This is a genomic window from Bradyrhizobium japonicum USDA 6, from assembly GCF_000284375.1.
Lineage (GTDB): Bacteria > Pseudomonadota > Alphaproteobacteria > Rhizobiales > Xanthobacteraceae > Bradyrhizobium > Bradyrhizobium japonicum.
In genome coordinates, this window is the sequence record NC_017249.1 from 7,480,709 (window position 1) to 7,498,640 (window position 17,932).

General features: G+C 66.5%; 13 protein-coding genes. 6 read left to right on the plus strand and 7 right to left on the minus strand.

Features of this window, described 5'->3' with window-relative positions; all coding sequences use genetic code 11:
* Positions 1–95: 95 nt before the first annotated feature.
* The 3 genes from BJ6T_RS34995 to BJ6T_RS35005 all read left to right on the plus strand — a co-directional run bounded on the left by BJ6T_RS34995 (position 96) and on the right by BJ6T_RS35005 (position 4,398).
* Positions 96–602, plus strand: a complete 507-nt coding sequence (locus tag BJ6T_RS34995) for a tyrosine phosphatase family protein (RefSeq protein WP_014497314.1) — start codon at positions 96–98, stop codon at positions 600–602.
* A 70-nt stretch (positions 603–672) separates the two neighbouring features.
* Positions 673–1,641, plus strand: a complete 969-nt coding sequence (locus BJ6T_RS35000; RefSeq protein ID WP_014497315.1) for an NUDIX hydrolase — start codon at positions 673–675, stop codon at positions 1,639–1,641.
* Positions 1,642–1,692: 51 nt separating this feature from the next.
* Positions 1,693–4,398 carry a DUF2339 domain-containing protein gene (locus BJ6T_RS35005; protein WP_014497316.1) on the plus strand — a complete coding sequence of 902 codons (2,706 nt, stop codon included), beginning with the start codon at positions 1,693–1,695 and terminating at the stop codon, positions 4,396–4,398.
* A 3-nt stretch (positions 4,399–4,401) separates the two neighbouring features.
* Here BJ6T_RS35005 and BJ6T_RS35010 read toward each other — a convergent pair whose 3' ends face one another.
* From BJ6T_RS35010 to BJ6T_RS35045, 7 genes are all read right to left on the minus strand, one after another.
* The gene (locus BJ6T_RS35010) at positions 4,402–6,090 is read right to left on the minus strand and encodes a methyl-accepting chemotaxis protein (protein ID WP_014497317.1); all 1,689 of its coding nucleotides are present in this window, start codon (positions 6,088–6,090) and stop codon (positions 4,402–4,404) included.
* A gap of 284 nt (positions 6,091–6,374) precedes the next feature.
* Complete coding sequence (locus tag BJ6T_RS35015; protein WP_014497318.1) at positions 6,375–8,345, minus strand: methyl-accepting chemotaxis protein; 1,971 nt, start codon at positions 8,343–8,345, stop codon at positions 6,375–6,377.
* 205 nt (positions 8,346–8,550) lie between these two features.
* Positions 8,551–10,293 (minus strand): methyl-accepting chemotaxis protein, encoded by a 1,743-nt coding sequence (locus tag BJ6T_RS35025; protein WP_014497319.1) that lies wholly within the window; start codon positions 10,291–10,293, stop codon positions 8,551–8,553.
* A 225-nt stretch (positions 10,294–10,518) separates the two neighbouring features.
* On the minus strand, positions 10,519–10,752 hold the full coding sequence (locus BJ6T_RS35030) for a DUF6894 family protein (RefSeq protein WP_014497320.1): 234 nt from the start codon (positions 10,750–10,752) through the stop codon (positions 10,519–10,521).
* 151 nt (positions 10,753–10,903) lie between these two features.
* Positions 10,904–11,503, minus strand: coding sequence for a hypothetical protein (locus BJ6T_RS35035; protein WP_028170143.1), 600 nt, complete (start codon positions 11,501–11,503; stop codon positions 10,904–10,906).
* A 112-nt stretch (positions 11,504–11,615) separates the two neighbouring features.
* Entirely contained in the window at positions 11,616–12,602 is a 987-nt protein-coding gene (gene acuI, locus BJ6T_RS35040) for an acrylyl-CoA reductase (NADPH) (protein ID WP_014497322.1), read from the minus strand.
* Positions 12,603–12,643: 41 nt separating this feature from the next.
* Positions 12,644–13,897, minus strand: a complete 1,254-nt coding sequence (locus BJ6T_RS35045; protein ID WP_014497323.1) for an MFS transporter — start codon at positions 13,895–13,897, stop codon at positions 12,644–12,646.
* A 337-nt stretch (positions 13,898–14,234) separates the two neighbouring features.
* Between BJ6T_RS35045 and nadA the strand changes: the two genes are divergently transcribed.
* Genes nadA through nadC form a run of 3 tightly spaced genes read left to right on the plus strand, consistent with a single transcriptional unit; the run spans position 14,235 to position 17,848 of the window.
* Positions 14,235–15,341, plus strand: coding sequence for a quinolinate synthase NadA (nadA, locus tag BJ6T_RS35050; RefSeq protein ID WP_014497324.1), 1,107 nt, complete (start codon positions 14,235–14,237; stop codon positions 15,339–15,341).
* A gap of 9 nt (positions 15,342–15,350) precedes the next feature.
* Positions 15,351–16,958, plus strand: coding sequence for an L-aspartate oxidase (locus BJ6T_RS35055; protein WP_014497325.1), 1,608 nt, complete (start codon positions 15,351–15,353; stop codon positions 16,956–16,958).
* Positions 16,959–16,969: 11 nt separating this feature from the next.
* Positions 16,970–17,848, plus strand: coding sequence for a carboxylating nicotinate-nucleotide diphosphorylase (nadC, locus tag BJ6T_RS35060; protein ID WP_014497326.1), 879 nt, complete (start codon positions 16,970–16,972; stop codon positions 17,846–17,848).
* Positions 17,849–17,932: the final 84 nt, after the last annotated feature.

Here is a 17,932-nt window from a genome sequence, read left to right on the forward strand (position 1 = left end):
CCGCGGTGTGCGCGGTGCGAAACGGTGGGCGCGGAGCGATGCGCCTTTGCCCACCCTACGAGCGCTCGCTATAATCAGCGGCAAAAAGGTCCGCCATGATCCACGTCTGTTCCCTCGCCGCCCTTCCCGAAACCGTCCGCCTCACCAGGGCCAGCCATGTGCTGACCGTCATGGCCAATGTCGAGCAGGTGGCACGTCCGGTGTCGGTGCTGCCGGCCAACCATCTCAAGGTGTCGATGGACGACATCACCGAGGAGATGGACGGCTTCACCGCACCGTCCGAAGCTCATATCGACCAGGTGTTGAATTTCGTGCGCGGCTGGGATCGCAGCGCCCCGCTGGTGGTGCATTGCTATGCCGGCATCAGCCGTTCCACCGCGAGCGCCTTTGCGGCCGTCTGCGCCCTCAATCCGGATCGCGACGAGATCGAGATCGCCAAGAAGATCCGCGCGGCTTCCCCGATCGCTTCGCCGAACCGCCGCATCGTCGGCCTTGCCGACCGCGCGCTTGGACGCAACGGCCGCATGCTGCGCGCGCTCGACGAGATGGGCCCGGGCGCCATGATGGTGGAAGGCCGCCCCTTCGTGATCGAGCTCAAATGACCGCTACGCGCCACAATGCAGGTGTTGCCGTCATGGCCGGGCTTGTGGCAGCACCTGCGATCATCATCGCATGAGCGACAAGTTCCTGACGCCGATCGAGATCGGCCTGACCGCGGCGATCGTCGCGATCGAGGACCATGAGCCGCTGATCCTCACCGCACACAGCAGTGATGGGCTGGCGGGCCTGCCGTTCGGCCCCTTCGATGCGCTCAGCCATCGCACGTTCGAAATCGGCCTGCGCGCCTGGGTCGAGGCGCAGGCGGGCTTGCGGCTCGGCTATGTCGAGCAGCTCTACACGTTCGGCGATCGCGGCCGTCACGCGGAGGCCGGCGACACCGGCGCGCATATGGTGTCGATCGGCTATCTCGCGCTGACGCGCGCGGTGGGCGGCGAGCTCGCAGCGACCGGTGCGAGCTTCGAACCGTGGTATCGCTTCCTGCCCTGGGAAGACTGGCGCGAGAAGCCGCCCGCGATCATCGCCCGTGACATCATTCCGGCGCTGACGCTATGGGCCGAGGAGGAGACGCCGGAGACCACACGCGCGCTGCCGCGCCGGGATCGCGTGCGGTTCTATTTCGGTCTCGACGGCGCGCCCTGGGACGAGGAGCGCGTGCTCGACCGCTACGAGCTCTTGTACGAGGCCGGGCTGATCGAGGAGGCGCGGCGCGACGGCCGTCCTGCGGCATTGGCGCGCAAGGAGCTTCCCGCGCTCGGCACCTCCATGCGGTTCGATCACCGCCGGATTCTCGCGACAGCGATCGCGCGGCTGCGTGCAAAACTGAAGTATCGTCCTGTGGTGTTTGAACTTTTGCCCGCGGACTTCACACTCACTGAATTGCAGTACACGGTGGAGGCGATCTCCGGCCGGCACCTGCACAAGCAAAATTTCCGCCGCCTGGTCGAAACCGAAGCCCTGGTCGAACCGACCGGCGTGATGTCGACACAGACCGGCGGACGGCCGGCGGCGCTCTACCGCTTCCGCCGCGACGTGCTCCAGGAACGACCCGCGCCGGGCTTGCGCGTACGGTCCCGGCGCTAGATCCTAGGATTTGCGTGACCGGCCCCTGCCCGCCGGTTGCCTGGAGGCTTCATGTTCGACGGCCCGTTTGACGTCTTTGCGCTGATCATTGCGATCATCGCTGTCCTGATCGCGATCAAGGCCTCCAGCCAGGCGGCCGAGCTGCGCCGCCGGCTGGCCTCGCTCGAAGAGGTGTTTTACGCGCAGCGGCAGGTGCAGCCGCCGCCGCTGATGCCCGCGCAGGTGCAGGCCGAAGCGCCCGCGACGACGGCCGCCGAGCCGCCGCCGCTCGCGCCCGAAGCCGAAGCGGCTCCGCCTCCGCTCGTCACCGAAGAGGTTTCACCGCCGCCGCTCGCAGCGAGCACCGAGGCCGATACGCCGCCGCCCCTGCCCGCGCCGGCGCCCGGCTTCGAGGAGCGGCTCGGCACGCGCTGGGTGGTCTGGATCGGCGGCCTTGCGCTCGCGCTCGGCGGCTTCTTCATGGTGCGCTATTCGATCGAGGCGGGCCTCGTCGGCCCCGGCGTGCGCGTGTTCCTCGGCGGGCTGTTCGCAGCCGCGCTGCTGGGCGCCGGCGAATGGTCGCGGCGCAAGGAGACCATCTCCAACATCGCGGCGCTGCCGATCGCCAACATCCCCGCGATCCTCACCGCGGCCGGAACGGCCGTGGCGTTCGCGACCATCTACGCGGCCTATGCGCTCTATGGCTTCCTCGTGCCCGCCACCGCGTTCGTGCTGCTCGGCCTCGTCGCGCTCGGCACTCTCGCCGCGGCACTGTTGCATGGGCCCGCGCTCGCGGGCCTCGGCGTGGTCGGCGCGTTCGTGACGCCGATCCTCGTCTCCAGCGGCAAGCCGGACTATTGGGCGCTCTATATTTATCTTGCGATCGTCACCGCCGCGAGCTTCGGTCTCGCCCGCATCCGGCTGTGGCGCTGGCTCGCGGTCACGACCATCGCCTTCGCCGTGCTCTGGATCTTCCCGGGGCTCGATACCAGCGAGCTGCAGGTTGCGCCGCACGCCTTCCATGCGATCGCGGGCTTCGTGCTCGCAGCCCTTCTCGTGGTCTGCGGCTTCATGTTCGGTCCGACCATCGAGGACGGCGAGATCGAGCCGGTGTCGTCGAGCTCGCTCGGCGCCTATCTGTTCGGCGCGATGCTGATCGTGCTGTCGAGCGCGCATGCGGACCTTGCGCTGATCGCCTTCACGCTTCTCGTTGGCGGGACGCTGTTCGTCGCCTGGCGCGCGCCGGCGGCGACCGGCGCGCTGGGCGCGGCCGCAGCGACCGTCTTCATCGTGTTCGCCGAATGGGCGGTGCGCGCTAACCCCGACATGCTGGTGCTGCCGGGCGGCCCGATGCCCGGCGTCGGACCAACTGCGATCGACAGCTCGGTGACGTTGCATCTGGTGATGGCCGCGATCTTCGCTGCCGGCTTCGGCATCGCGGGCTTTCTCGCGCAAGGCCGCTCGAACTCGGCGGTCATCCCGGTGGTGTGGTCGGCGGCAGCGGTTGCGACGCCGATCGCTATCCTCGTTGCGCTCTACGCGCGCATCGCCCATCTCGACCGCTCGATCCCGTTCGCGATTCTCGCGGTGCTGCTCGCCGCCGCCTTTGGCGCTGCGACCGAAGCGCTGGCGCGCCGCGAAGATCGGCCGGGCGCTGCGACCTCCGTCGCGCTGTTCGCGACCGGCACGCTCGGCGCGCTGGCGCTGGCGCTGACCTTCGCCCTCGAAAAGGGCTGGCTCACCATCGCGCTGGCGCTGATGTCGCTCGGCACGGCCTGGATCTCGCTGCAGCGGCCGATCCCGGTCCTGCGCCGGCTCGCCGCCATCTTTGCCGCGATCGTGACCGCGCGCATCGGCTATGATCCGCGCATCGTCGGCGATGCCGTCGGCACCACGCCGATCTTCAACTGGCTGTTGTGGGGCTACGGCCTGCCGGCGGCCTCGTTCTGGGGCGCGAGCATCTTCCTGCGCCGCCGCAGTGACGATCCGCCGCTGCGCATCGTGGAGGCTGCCGCGATCCTGTTCACCGCGCTGCTCGCCTTCATGGAGATCCGGCATCTCGCCACCGGCGGCCGCATGACCTCGCCGCCCTCGCTGCTCGAATTTGGCCTGCAAGTCTGCGTCGCGCTCGCCATGGCGATCGGGCTGGAGCGGCTGCGGCTGAGGAGCCACAGCATGGTTCACAATGTCGGCGCGGTCGTGCTCACCGCGATCGCCGGGCTCATCAGCGTGTTCGGCCTGCTGATCCTGGAGAATCCGTGGCTGCTCTCCAGCGTCGATGTCGGCGGTCTCGTCTTCAACCTGCTGCTGCTCGGCTACGCTCTCCCGGCGGTGCTGATGCTGCTGCTGTCCTATGCGGTGGCAGGACATCGCCCCGTCGCCTATGCGAACACGATTGCCGGCGGTGCGCTGGTGTTCGCGCTGACCTATTTGACGCTGGAGATCCGCCGCTTCTATCACGGCCCGGTCCTGCTTTACGGCGCCACAACGGGCGCCGAGCAATACACCTATTCGATCGGCTGGCTCGCCTTCGGCGTGGTGCTGCTCGGCGTCGGCATTCTCGTCAACTCCGAGCGGGCACGGCTGGCGTCGGCCGCGGTGATCGCGCTGACGATCCTGAAGGCCTTCGTGATCGACATGTCGACGCTGACAGGCGTCTATCGCGCGCTGTCGTTCATGTGCCTCGGCATCGTGCTGGTCGCGATCGGCTGGCTCTACCAGCGCATCCTGTTCCGGCGGCAGGTCGCACCGCCGCCGGCTCCGCAGGCGAGCACTTGAGGATCAGGCCGCGCGGACCGACTCCAGGAACTGCGCGACCTCGACCTTGAGCCGCGTGCTGTCGGTTGCCAGCGATTTCGCCGCCGACAGCACCTCCGTCGACGCCGAGCCGGTCTCGATCGCACCACGCTGCACGTCCGTGATGTTCATCGAGACCTCCTGCGTGCCGACCGAGGCCTGCTGCACGTTGCGCGAGATCTCCTGCGTGGCCGCGCCCTGTTCCTCGACGGCGGCTGCGATGGCCGCCGACACCTCGGACAGCCGCTCGATGGTACCGCCGATCTCCTGGATGGCGCTGACGGATTCCTGCGTCGCGGCCTGGATCCCGGAGACCTGCGCCCCGATCTCGCCGGTCGCTTTCGCAGTCTGCTCGGCCAGCGCCTTGACCTCGGAGGCGACGACCGCGAAGCCGCGGCCGGCTTCACCGGCACGCGCCGCCTCGATGGTGGCGTTGAGCGCCAGCAGATTGGTCTGACCGGCGATGGTGTTGATCAGCTCGACCACGTCGCCGATGCGCGATGCCGCCTGCGACAGCGCGTTGACGCGGTCGTTGGTCCGCGTCGCCTGCTCGACGGCCTCCGCGGCCATCCGCGCCGAATCCTGCACGCGGCGGCTGATCTCGGTGATGGAGGATGACAGCTCCTCCGACGCGGACGCAACCGCCTGGACGTTGGTGGAAGCTTCTTCGGACGCCGCGGCGACCACGGTTGCAAGCTCCTGTCCGCGCTGCGCCGTGTTGGTCAGCGTGGTCGCGGACGCCTCGAGCTCGGTCGAGGCCGACGACACGGTGCCGACGACCTCGCCGATCATGGCCTCGAACTTGCGGGTGATGGCGTCGACGCGGCGGCCGCGTTCGATCTTGGCTTCGGCGTCGGCCGCAGCGAGTTCGTCGGCGGCCTTCTTGGCGATCAACGCCTCCTTGAAGATCTGGAGCGCATCCGCCATCGAGCCGATCTCGGTCTTCTCGCCGCGATGCGGCACCTCGGCGGAAAGGTCGCCTTCGCCAAGCGACTGCATCGGACGGATGATCGAGGCAATCCCGCGAGAAACGTCACGCACGAGATAATAGGCGGCACCGATCGCGATGACGACCGAGAACACGATGATGCCGACCAGCACGCGGAAGATCGTGGCGTAGCTGTCGGCCGCCTGCTTCGTCTCCAGCTCGGCGCCCCGATTGTTCATCTCGATGCCCTTCTGGAGCAGCGGGTCGGCGGCCTGGGCCATCTTCGCGACCTTGGTCTGCAACAGCTCGTTGGCATCGGTCGGGAAGCGACCGACGCCCTTGCGCGACAGCGCCATGACGTCCTGCACCCCATTCAGGTACTCGGCCCACGCCTTGCTCCACTGCTCATAGAGCGAACGCTCCTCGGCTGAGGCGATCAGTGGCTCGTAGACCTTGCGGGTCTGGTCGATGCGCCCCTGCAGCGAGGCGAGGCGCTTCTCGGCGGCTTCCTTGCCCTCGGCGGTGTCCTGCATCAGGTGCAGGCGCAGCGCGACGCGCAGCTCGTTGATGTCGGCGCGAAGCGAGCCGAGCGCACGCACGCTCGGCAGCCAACTCTCGGCGATCTCGACGGTGTGGGAATTGATACTCTGCATGGTGCCGATCGCCATCACGCCGACGCCGGCGAGCGACAACACGAGGACCGACAACACGGTCAGAAGCTTGAACACGATCGACAACTTCGACATCACGACAAATCCCGATGATACCTAGCAACGCACAAGTCACCCGCGCCGCTATCGTCGCGACGGACGAGAGGGCGGAGTCATTCCAACAATGCTGGCTGGTTCTTATCCGGTAAGATTGCGCCCATAGTTGCAAACAGGCGTTAACAGGAACCTAGTGAAACTACGGAATTCGCTGTCGCTGCCGTTATATGTTCGGCAATCAAGCGTTGCAGCGCGACAAACATCGCGCAGCGCCACACCGGCACAAAGCGCGATGCGCGGTTCGAACAAGACCGCTGACGACCTCACGCCGCCCGCACCGACTCCAGAAAGCGCGCGACTTCACTCTTCAGCCGGTTGCTCTCCTGAGACAGCGATTGCGCCGCTGAATGGACCTGGGCCGACGCAGCCCCGGTCTCGCCTGCGCCGCGCCGGACGTTACCGATATTGGCGGAGACTTCCGAGGTGCCGTGCGCTGCATGCTGGATGTTGCGGGAGATCTCCTGCGTCGCGGCGCCCTGCTCCTCCACAGCCGCGGCGATGGCCGAGGATATTTCCGACATCCGCGCGATGGTGTCGCCGATCTCCTTGATCGCGCCGACCGAATCCTGCGTCGCGGTCTGGATCGCGCCGATGTGCTGGCCGATCTCGCCGGTGGCCTTCGCGGTCTGCTCGGCGAGCGCCTTCACTTCGGTCGCGACCACCGCAAAGCCCTTGCCCGCCTCGCCCGCACGTGCCGCCTCGATCGTGGCATTCAGCGCCAGCAGATTGGTCTGGCTCGCGATGGTGTTGATCAGCTCGACCACGTCGCCGATGCGCCCTGCCGCCTTGGTCAGCTCGGCGACGCGCGCGTTGGTGCGCTGGGCCTGCTCGACCGCGACGTCAGCGACGCGGGCCGATTCCTGCACCTGGCGGCTGATCTCCGAGATCGATGTGGTCATCTCCTCGCTCGCGGACGACACCGACTGCACGTTCGCGGACGCCTCTTCGGAGGCCGCCGCCACCGCCGTGGCGAGCCCGTTACCGCGCTCGGCGGCCTGGGTCAGCGTGTTGGAGGACGCCTCGAGCTCGGTTGCCGCCGACGACACCGTGTCGATGATCTCGCCGACCGCGCCTTCAAACCCGTCGGCGAGGCGGTGCATATCCGCCTTGCGCCGTTCGCGTCCGCGCGCATCAGCCTCCGCCTGCTCCGCGCGCAGCCGCTCCGCCTCCGCCATGTTGGTCCTGAACACCTCGACCGCGCCGGCCATCTCGCCGATCTCGTCATTGCGCCCCACGCCCGGAACGGTAATCGAGAGCTCGCCGCGCGCGAGCCGCGTCATCGCACCGACCATGCCGGACAGCGCCTTCGAGATCGACCGCCCGAGGAAGAAGCCGACCACGGCGAGCACGACGACAGTGACGGCGAAAGCAATCATCATCCACAGGCGTACGGCATCGCGCGTTGCGACTTCCGCGGCGTCGGCCTGCTTGTACATGGCGTCGACGGCGGTCCGCACCTCGACCATGGAGGGTTCGAGCTCGCGGAATGTTTTCATCATGCTCGCGTCCAGCGCAGCGCTCTGCTGCGCGGTCTCGGCCCAGGCCGCGAACTCGGACTGGTACTTCTGGAGCTTGGCCGTGATGTCGTTCATCACCGCCGTCGGGACTGCGACCACCTCGATCGCCTTGGAGAATTCAACCGCGGCCTTCTTCACTTCGGCAATGTATTTGGGCTCGCGCCGCAGCATGAAGTCCTTCTCGTGCCGGCGCATCATCAGCATCCAGCTCGTCGTCCTGGGATCGTCGATCTCCTTGAGCCTCACCTCGATGTCGTGCACGGCGGCGCGGAGCGAACCGGACAGGCCAAGCGTCTCGTTCAGCCCTATTCTGGTCTCGGCCACGACGAGCGCCTTGAAACGCTCAGCGTAGCGTTTGAAGCCGTCATGCGCCTGCCTGGTCTTGTCGGACAGCGCGCTCATGCCGCCGGCCGCCATCAACCGCCCGACCTCGTCGAAATCGCGGTTGATCGGTCCCATCAGCTCGGCATGGGCCTTGGCGTAGCTTTCGTTGCGGCGCTGCTGAAAATTCTTCTCGTTGCGGCGCGCCTCCAGCATCTCGATCGTGAGCTGATTGTTGAGGTCAGCGATCGCGCGGGCGCGGTTGGCAACGGTGCGGGAGGCGTCCTGAGAGAGGCTGCCGATCTCGTAGATAGCGCCGAAGGCGACGAGACCGACAAGGCCGAAGAGTCCGATCGCCATGACCTTGTGGGTGAGGCGAATGGAAAAGCCGCTCATTGAATGTGCTCCGATACGTTCGATACGCAATACAGGGAGGGCGACTCGGCACCCGAATATTGCGAGATCATGACCGTATCGGTTTTCCGGAAGGTTAACCGTGCAGGCCTTCTCACCGCGGTATCGGCCGCGGACGCATGCGAGCCGCCACGCGTCGTCGCGCGGCGGTTGCAATCGGCGGTTGATCGGGTGCGGACGGCCGCCCTCAGGCGGCGCGCACCGTGGTGAGGAACTTCCCGACCTCGAGCTTGAGGCGGCTGCTGTCGCCGGACAGCGACTGCGCCGCCGAAAGCACCTGCGACGACGCCGAGCCGGTCTCGCTTGCGCCGCGCTGCACGTCGGTGATGTTGGACGACACTTGATGGGTGCCTTCCGCCGCCTGCTGGACGTTGCGGGAGATTTCCTGCGTCGCGGCGCCCTGCTCTTCCACTGCAGCCGCGATCGCCGAAGAGATCTCCGACAGCTTCTCGATGGTGTCGCTGATGTCCCTGATGGCGCCGACCGAATGCTCGGTCGCGGCCTGAATGCTGGCGATCGGCTGGCCGATCTCACCGGTTGCCTTCGCGGTCTGCTCGGCGAGCGCCTTGACCTCGGAGGCGACCACGGCAAAACCGCGGCCCGCTTCGCCGGCACGCGCGGCCTCGATCGTGGCGTTGAGCGCCAGCAGGTTGGTCTGGCCGGCGATGGTGTTGATCAGCTCGACGACGTCGCCGATCCGCGTTGCCGCCCTCGACAGCTCGCTGACACGGTCGGTGGTGGTGCGGGCCTGGCCGACCGCCTCGCTGGCGACGCGCGCAGATTCCTGCACCTGGCGGCTGATCTCGGTGATCGACGACGACAGCTCCTCCGTTGCCGAGGCCACCGACTGCACGTTGGTGGAGGCCTCTTCGGAGGCGGCTGCGACCACGGTGGTGAGCTGCTGCGTGCGCTCCGCGGTCGAGGTGAGCGTGGTGGCGGATGCTTCAAGCTCCGTGGAAGCCGATGACACCGTACCTACGATCTCGCCGACTGCGCCTTCGAAGCTGTCGGCGAGCCTGCGCATCTCGGAGCTGCGCTGCTCGGCCGCGAGCTGATCCTGCCGCGACTTGGCTTCCGCATGCTCCCGCGCCTTCTGTTCGGACACGATCTTGAATTTTTCGACGGCACCGGCGACTTCGCCGACCTCGTCCTTGCGGCCGAGGCCCGGCAGCACCACGGAGAAATCGCCGCCGGCGAGCTTCTCCATCGCCGCCGTCAATGCGCGCATGGGCCGCGCAATGCTGAAGACGGAGAAGATGCATGCCCCGATCAGAACCAGCGCGACCAGCATACCGGTGATGAACGAGGTCCGCGCCACCGACGCCGCCTCTGCTTCGGCCTCGGTGCGGGCTTCGACGCTCTTCTGCTTGGCAAAATTGGTGATCTCGTTGGTCAGCTCCGAGATCTCTTCGTTGATCGGCGCCAGCGTTTCCTTGCGGATGCGGTCGATATCGGACACGAGCTTTGCGTACTGCGCCGCCGCTTCGCCGTCCTTCTTGCCTTCGAGCGCTAGCTCCTGCTTGCGGATAGTTTCGATTTGCTGCTCGCCCTTCTGGTAATTGCCGATCAGCACAGTCAAACGGTCGATTCGTTTGTGGTTCTCCGGCGAGTGCGACAGCTTCGCCATCTCGCCCGAGAACTTCAGCGCCGCCGTCAGGCGATCATTGAAATAGGTGGCGGCCTTCTGCATTTCGGCCGACGAGGATGATGTCAGAATGTCGCGAATGCCGATCTGCATCCCGCGCACCGAGGCTTTCGCTTCTGCAGCGTTCTGCGCGATCGCCTGCTGCGCCGATGCGGCATTGCTGAGCTTCTGAACCTCGGCGCCGCCGCTCATCTGGAGGATGATCATCAGCGTGACGAGCCCGATGGTCAGCGCGGACGTGATGGCGAGCTTGGTGCCAATTCGCAGGTTCTGAATGAACATCATCGACGTAATCCCCGGATATGCATTGCCGCGCCAACGCGCGTGAACAATCCGGGAAGGCTAACCCGCGAGGTTGCTCATTAACGTTAAGGGCGGCAGCGGCAGCCTGGGTAGAAATACTGAAATGGCGCTTTAAACTACTGCAGCAGCGCACTTTTCACGTGCAACGAGATGGATCTCGCGGATTTGCACGCGGTGGCGTCCGTTAACGGTTACCGTTCGCGGGCATCAGCACACTGTCTCACCGACCAGGCTGACGCGGAAGACCGGCTTCTTGTTCTCGTCGAGCAGCTCCATGCTCCATTTCGCATTCGGCTTCAGGTTGCGCGCGATGCTGCCGAGCAGGTTGGCGCAGACCTCGCTCATCTCGGCCCAGACGGCGGCGCGATCCTCGAACTCGTACGGCTGGTCGGCGGCGCCGGAATAACGACCGGTGCTGATGCGGAAGAAATACAGCGACATCGTAGAACCCTTGCCCCCGGCCCTGGGCAAACTGGGACGCGAGTCGCTACCAAGGCATGAAAGCCGCCGTCCGTATGACTACGGCGCGGCGGCCTGGTGACCGATGAATATTTTCAACGACAAAATGCGCGGGCGGCCCCGCGCAGCCAGCTCACTGGGTCGAGCGCCGCAATTCCAGCGGAGCGTCGTTCCTGGCGGGCTCCGATTTGGCTTCGGATTTCACCGGCTCGAGCCGGCTGCTCTCGACACGCGGCGTCTCGACGCGCGCGGCGACTTCAGTGTTGGACGCAGCGACCGAACCGGTGCGCTCCGAAGCGCGCAGCGAACGCGGACGCGCCACGGCGCGGGCCATCAGCATCTGATTGCCGCCCTGGTGGCGGAAGTCGCAATAGGCGAAGCCCATGCCCGACACCGAGCCGCGGAAGCTGCGATCGTCGGTCTTTTCCAGGTTGAAGCACGGCTCGAATGGAATGCCCTTGATCGAGGCGCAGACGTTCTGCCCGCGGATCTGGAGCGTGTTGCCGGGCAGGCGGAGATGCTTCACCGGGCCTGCGCCCGAGAACTGCACCGCGCCGGCGGCGCCGAGATCGTCCAGGATGCGGCCTGCGCCGCGGGTACCGTCGAAGCAGGTGAAGGCGAACACTTTACCGGCAACGAAGCGGCGCGCCTCGTCGGCGTTCATGCTTCCTGCAATAGCCGGAGCAAACGTCGCTGCCGCCGTGACAGCCCCCAACACAATACGCGCAAGCATGCTCAACTCCGAACCAACCCCAGCGCGGGCGATGCCTTATCTCTTTACCCGCTGCTTACCATACTAACCAAGGCAACATTGAAGCAGCTTGGTTGGTAAAGTCTGAACGCCGTTAGAGAATTTTTACCACGATGCGGCCGCGGACCTGGCCGGCCAGGATTTTCGCGCCCCATTCCGAAACTTCCTCGATCGGAATTTCATGAGTAATTTCAGATAGTTTCGTCCGATCTAGATCCGAGGCCAGACGCTGCCAGGCGGCTTTCCGCGGCTCGATCGGGCACATCACGGAATCGATGCCGAGAAGGCACACCCCGCGCAAAATGAAGGGTGCGACAGAAGACGGCAGGTCCATGCCGGCCGCCAGGCCGCACGCCGCGATCGCGCCGCCATACTTCGTCATCGAGAGGAGATTCGCGAGCGTGGTCGAGCCGACGCTGTCGACGCCGCCGGCCCAGCGCTCCTTGGCGAGGGGCTTGGCCGCCGCCGACAATTCATTGCGGTCGATGATCTCGGCCGCACCGATCTCTTTCAAATAGTCGGCTTCCGAGGCGCGGCCGGTGGAGGCGATGACGTGATAACCAAGCTTCGAGAGCACGGCGGTGGCGACCGAGCCGACGCCGCCGGCCGCGCCCGTCACCACCACAGGGCCGCTCTTCGGCGACAGGCCGTGCTTCTCCAGCGCCAGCACCGACAGCATCGCGGTGAAGCCGGCGGTGCCGATCGCCATGGCGTCACGCGCCGACAGGCCCTGCGGCAAGGCGACCAGCCAGTCGCCCTTGACCCGCGCCTTCTCGGCATAGGCGCCGAGATGGGTCTCGCCCATGCCCCAGCCGGTGCAGACGACCTTGTCGCCCGCCTTCCATTGCGGATGGGCGGAGGTTTCAACCGTGCCGGCGAAATCGATGCCGGCGATCATCGGGAAGCGACGCACCACCGGCGCCTTGCCGGTGAGCGCGAGGCCGTCCTTGTAGTTCAGCGTCGACCATTCCACGCGGACCGTGACATCACCGTCCATCAGCTCGGAATCGTCGAACTGCGTGAGTGCGGCGGTGGTGCCCTTGTCCGCCTTGTCGATCCGGATCGCCTTGAATGTGGCCACGACTGAACTCCCTGAACTTGTTTCAGGGGATGTTTAGCCGATCAGGCAGGCTGCGCAACCGCTCGCTGAACCGGTTTCTCCACGATCGGAAGATTGATCAGCGCGGACAGCACGCCGAACAGGATCGACAGCCACCAGATCGGCGTATAGGAACCGAACTTTTCGAACACGATGCCGCCGAGCCAGACGCCGAGGAAGCCGCCGACCTGATGGCTGACGAAGGCGAAGCCATAGAGCGTGGCGAGCCAGCGCGTGCCGAACATCAGCGCCACCAGCGCCGAAGTCGGCGGCACCGTCGACAGCCAGGTCAGGCCGGAGACCGCGCCGAATGCGATCGCCGAGAACGGCGTGATCGGAAACGAGATGAAGGCGAGCGTCGCAAGCGCGCGCGTGAAATAGATCGCGGAGAGGATGTAGCGCTTGGGCAGCGAGTTCTGGAGATAGCCGACGCTCAGCGATCCCATGATGTTGAACAGGCCGATCGCCGCGATCACCCAGCCGCCGGTTTGCGTCGAGATGCCGCGATCGACCAGAAACGCCGGCAGATGCACGGTGATGAAGGCGAGCTGGAAGCCGCAGGTGAAGAAGCCGAGCACCAGCAGCACATAGGAGCGATGGCCGAAGGCTTCGGCGAGCGCTTTCGTGAAGGTTTGCTCATCCTCAGGCGTCGTGTTGGCCGTGGTTGCGACCGGCGGCGTCGAGAGCGCCAGCGACAGCGGGATGATCAGCAGCATCAGGAAGCCGAACACGGTGAGCGCCTGCTGCCAGCCGAAATTGTCGATCAGCGCGACGCCAATGGGCGCGAACAGGAACTGGCCGAACGAGCCCGCCGCGGTGCCGGCGCCGAGCGCGAGCCCGCGCTTCTCCGCCGGCAACAGCTTGGTGAAGGCCGACAGCACCAGGTTGAACGAGCAGCCGGCGAGACCGAATCCCACCATCACGCCCGCGCCGAGATTCAGCGACAGCGGCGTCGAGGAATAGCGCATCAGCAGCAGGCCGCCGGCGTAAAGCAGCGCACCGACGCACATCACCCGGAACAGGCCGAAGCGATCGGCGACCGCGCCGGCAAGGGGCTGGCCCAATCCCCACAGCAGGTTCTGCACGGCGATCGCGAGGCCGAACACGTCGCGGCCCCAGGCGAATTCGTGGCTCATCGGCTGCACGAAGAAGCCGAGCGCCGAGCGCGGGCCGAAGCCGAGCATGCCGATGGCACAGCCGCAGAGAATGATGATGGCTGGGGTACGCCAGGAGGAGGAACGCGAGACCGGACCGAGCTCGCCCGCTTGAGTGGACATGGGTTCCTCATCAGTCGCTGGCGGATCCGGAATAGGCAACCGCGAGCCACGCGTTTAATGCAGATGCATGAAAATCCCAAGCCAAAAATGATTGCGTTCCACGAAGGGCTGCCGCGGGAGCATTGCGTTTCAACGCGGCCTCGCCTGACGCGCCGGGTGCGACTTGACGGTAATGTGTGCGGCTGGGGCTAGCGGCCTGCGCGGGCACGTGTTATCTTTGATTTACTCAGATTGAGTATATGTAAGCTTTGGTGAAGTCCCACCGGCCTCTCGGCCGGAGTTCTCAGGTTCTATATATACTCACATGGAGCATAATTAGCATTCACGGGAGGCTTCGATGCCCATCACTGGAATTTACGGCCCCGACGACTTTGCCAACCAGCCGCAGGGCCAAGTCCCCGCCCCTCCTCGCGCCATAGCAGCGCGAACCGGCCCCGCGCTGCCGAAGCCCTCACTGGAATGGACTGCGGACGTCGAGCGGGCGACTGCGCCGCTCTATGAGCGCGTGAAGCACGTGATCCCCCCGATCGAGTGGCCGCTGATGGCGCCGACGATCAAGGCGATCAACGAGCTGAAGCAGGCCCGGGGCGCGGTCATCCTCGCGCACAACTACCAGGCGCCGGAGATCTTTCATTGCGTCGCCGACATCGGCGGCGACTCGCTTCAGCTCGCGGTCGAAGCGACCAAGGTGAAGGCCGACATCATCGTGCAATGCGGCGTGCACTTCATGGCGGAGACGTCAAAGCTGCTCAACCCGGACAAGATGGTACTGATCCCGGACGCGCGCGCCGGCTGCTCGCTCGCGGACAGCATCACGGGCGCGGACGTTCGCCTGCTCCGCGAAAAATTTCCCGGCGTGCCCGTCGTCGCCTATGTCAACACGTCGGCGGACGTGAAGGCGGAGGTCGACATCTGCTGCACCTCGTCGAACGCGGTGCAAGTGGTCGAGAGCCTGAACGCGCCGACCGTGATCTTCCTGCCCGATCGCTATCTCGCGACGTATGTGGCCTCGAAGACCGACGTGAAGATCATCGCCTGGAAGGGCGCCTGCGAGGTGCACGAGCGCTTTACGGGCGAAGAGCTGCGCGCTTATCGCGAGGCCGACCCCTCCGTGCAGATCATCGCGCATCCCGAATGCCCGCCTGATGTGCTGGCGGAAGCCGATTTCACCGGCTCGACCGCGCACATGATCAACTGGGTGCGCGAGCGGCGGCCGCGGCGGCTCGTCATGATCACGGAATGCTCGATGGCCGACAATGTCCGCGCCGAGCTGCCTGACGTGGAGATGCTTCGCCCCTGCAATCTCTGCCCGCACATGAAGCGCATCACGCTCGCCAACATTCTGGACAGCCTGCTCACGCTTGGCGAGCAGGTCACGATCGATCCCGCGCTCGTGGAACGCGCGCGGCGCTCGGTCGAGCGGATGATCAATCTGAAGAATTGAGAGCGAAGCATGCCAGACAACATCCACAATCTCACCCGCAGCACCGATGACGTCGTCATCGTCGGCGGCGGCCTCGCCGGACTCTTTTGTGCACTGAAGCTCGCACCGCGGCCGGTAACGCTGATCTCCGCCGCACCGCTTGGACAGGGCGCATCATCCGCCTGGGCGCAAGGCGGCATCGCTGCGGCCGTGGCCGAAGGCGATAGCCCGGAAGCGCACGCCGCCGACACCATCGCCGTCGGCGGCGGTCTTGTCGATGAAGCGGTCGCACTCGGCATCGCGCGCGAGGCCGCGCCGCGAATCCATGACCTACTCGCCTATGGCGTGCCGTTCGACCGCGACCTCGAAGGCAAGCTTGCTGTCGGCCGCGAGGCCGCGCATTCGGCGCGGCGCATCGTGCATGTGCGCGGCGACGGGGCCGGAGCCGCGATCATCGCGGCGCTGAGCGAGGCCGTACGCCGCACGCCGTCGATCCGACTGATCGAAGGTCTCGTCGCCGAATCGCTGTTGACCGAGGACGGCGCGGTCACCGGTCTTCAATTGCGCGAGGCCGGCAATCCCGCGGCACGTCCGCTCCTGCTGGCCTCTCGCGCGGTGGTGCTGGCGACCGGCGGCCTCGGCCATCTCTATGCCGTCACCACCAACCCGCTCGAAGCCAGCGGCTCGGGCCTTGCGATCGCAGCACGCGCCGGCGCCGTGATCGCCGATCCTGAATTCGTGCAGTTTCACCCCACCGCCATCATGGCCGGGCGCGACCCGGCGCCGCTCGCAACGGAGGCGCTGCGCGGCGAAGGTGCGACGCTGATCAACGGCGATGGCGAACGTTTCATGCTCGCGCGCCATCCGCTCGCAGAGCTCGCGCCGCGCGACATCGTGGCCCGCGGCGTGTTCGCCGAGATCGCGGCCGGGCGCGGCGCCTTCCTCGATGCGCGGCAGGCGCTGGGTGCGCGCTTCGCCGACAAATTTCCGACCGTGCATGCAAGCTGCATCGCGGCCGGTATCGATCCCGCCACGCAGGCCATCCCGATCGCGCCGGCGGCGCACTACCATATGGGCGGCATCGCGGTGGACGAGCAGGGCCGCAGCTCGATCGACGGGCTCTGGGCCGCGGGCGAAGTGTCATCCACCGGCGCGCATGGCGCCAACCGGCTGGCGTCGAATTCGCTCCTGGAGGCGGTGGTCTACGCCGCCCGCATCGCCGACGACATCGCCCGCCGCGCGATCCCCTCGCCTGCCCGCCTTCCCGATGCGTTGGTCACATCGCGTGGCGGCACGCCGGACGCTGCCGCCGTGAAGCGGTTGCGAACGATGATGAGCGCGCATGTCGGCGTGATCCGAAACGGTGACGGGCTTGCGGAGGCCGTGCGCAGCTTCGCCGCGGTCGAACGCGAAGCCGGCAACTTCGCTGTCCGCAACATGGCAATTTCGGCCCTGCTCGTCGCCGCGTCGGCCTGGACGCGGCGCGAGAGCCGCGGCGCACATTTCCGCTCCGACCATCCGGCGGAAGGCCCCGCGCTGGCGCAGCGAACGATGACGACGCTCACGGAGGCACGTGAGATCGCGGAGAGCCTGAGCGAGCGTCCGCTGCCACGCACCGCCCGACCGATGATCGCCTGATGGAGTCCCCCATGATCACCCCGACGTCACTGCTCTATCCCGACGCCTTCCTGTCGCCGCTTGCGATCGACGCGGCCGTGCATCGCGCGCTCGACGAGGATCTCGGCCGCGCCGGCGACATCACCTCGCTTGCAACGATCCCGGAGGCGACCAAGGCGCAGGCCATCCTGGTCGCGCGCCAGTCCGGCGTTATCGCCGGCTTGCCGCTGGCGCTGGCGACGCTGCAAAAGCTCTCGCCCGATATCGAGGTGCGCGCACATGTCCGCGACGCCGCACGCGTCGCCCGCGGCCAGCGCGTGCTGACGATCACGGGCCCGGCGCGCGCCATCCTCACGGCGGAGCGGGCCGCGCTGAATTTCGTCGGCCGGCTGTCGGGCGTCGCGACGCTCACGGCTGACTACGTCGCACGGACCGAAGGCACGACAATGCGCATCTGCTGCACGCGCAAGACCACGCCGGGGCTCCGGGCGCTGGAGAAATACGCCGTGCGCTGCGGCGGCGGCTTCAACCACCGCTTCGGGCTCGACGATGCGATCCTGATCAAGGACAACCACATCGCGGTCGCCGGCGGCATCCGCCCGGTTCTGGAGCGCGCCCGCGCCCATGCCGGTCATCTCGTCAAGATCGAGATCGAGGTCGATACGCTCGCGCAATTGCGCGAGGTGCTCGGCACCGGGCTCGCCGATGCCGTGCTGCTCGACAACATGGACCTTGCGACGCTGCGCGAGGCTGTCAGGCTCAACGAGGGGCGCCTCCAGCTGGAGGCATCCGGCGGCGTCACGCTGGACTCGATCGCGGCCATCGCGGCGACCGGCGTCGACTACGCCTCATCCGGCGCGCTGACGCATTCGGCGCCGAATTTCGACTGCGCGCTGGATATCGATGCGTGACGCCATCTACTCCCTCTCCCCGTTCCTACGGGGAGAGGGTTGGGGTGAGGGGCCTCTCTCCCCACGCGAGATCTCCGAGAGACC

Bases quoted from the DNA above. Each gene is read 5' to 3' on its own strand.
- BJ6T_RS35055 (WP_014497325.1), top strand. From the start codon at position 15,351: ATGCCAGACAACATCCACAATCTCACCCGCAGCACCGATGACGTCGTC.
- nadC (WP_014497326.1), top strand. From the start codon at position 16,970: ATGATCACCCCGACGTCACTGCTCTATCCCGACGCCTTCCTGTCGCCG.
- BJ6T_RS35000 (WP_014497315.1), top strand. From the start codon at position 673: ATGAGCGACAAGTTCCTGACGCCGATCGAGATCGGCCTGACCGCGGCG.
- BJ6T_RS35025 (WP_014497319.1), bottom strand. From the start codon at position 10,293: ATGATGTTCATTCAGAACCTGCGAATTGGCACCAAGCTCGCCATCACG.
- BJ6T_RS35015 (WP_014497318.1), bottom strand. From the start codon at position 8,345: ATGAGCGGCTTTTCCATTCGCCTCACCCACAAGGTCATGGCGATCGGA.
- BJ6T_RS34995 (WP_014497314.1), top strand. From the start codon at position 96: ATGATCCACGTCTGTTCCCTCGCCGCCCTTCCCGAAACCGTCCGCCTC.
- BJ6T_RS35035 (WP_028170143.1), bottom strand. From the start codon at position 11,503: ATGCTTGCGCGTATTGTGTTGGGGGCTGTCACGGCGGCAGCGACGTTT.
- BJ6T_RS35045 (WP_014497323.1), bottom strand. From the start codon at position 13,897: ATGTCCACTCAAGCGGGCGAGCTCGGTCCGGTCTCGCGTTCCTCCTCC.
- BJ6T_RS35030 (WP_014497320.1), bottom strand. From the start codon at position 10,752: ATGTCGCTGTATTTCTTCCGCATCAGCACCGGTCGTTATTCCGGCGCC.
- BJ6T_RS35005 (WP_014497316.1), top strand. From the start codon at position 1,693: ATGTTCGACGGCCCGTTTGACGTCTTTGCGCTGATCATTGCGATCATC.
- nadA (WP_014497324.1), top strand. From the start codon at position 14,235: ATGCCCATCACTGGAATTTACGGCCCCGACGACTTTGCCAACCAGCCG.
- BJ6T_RS35010 (WP_014497317.1), bottom strand. From the start codon at position 6,090: ATGTCGAAGTTGTCGATCGTGTTCAAGCTTCTGACCGTGTTGTCGGTC.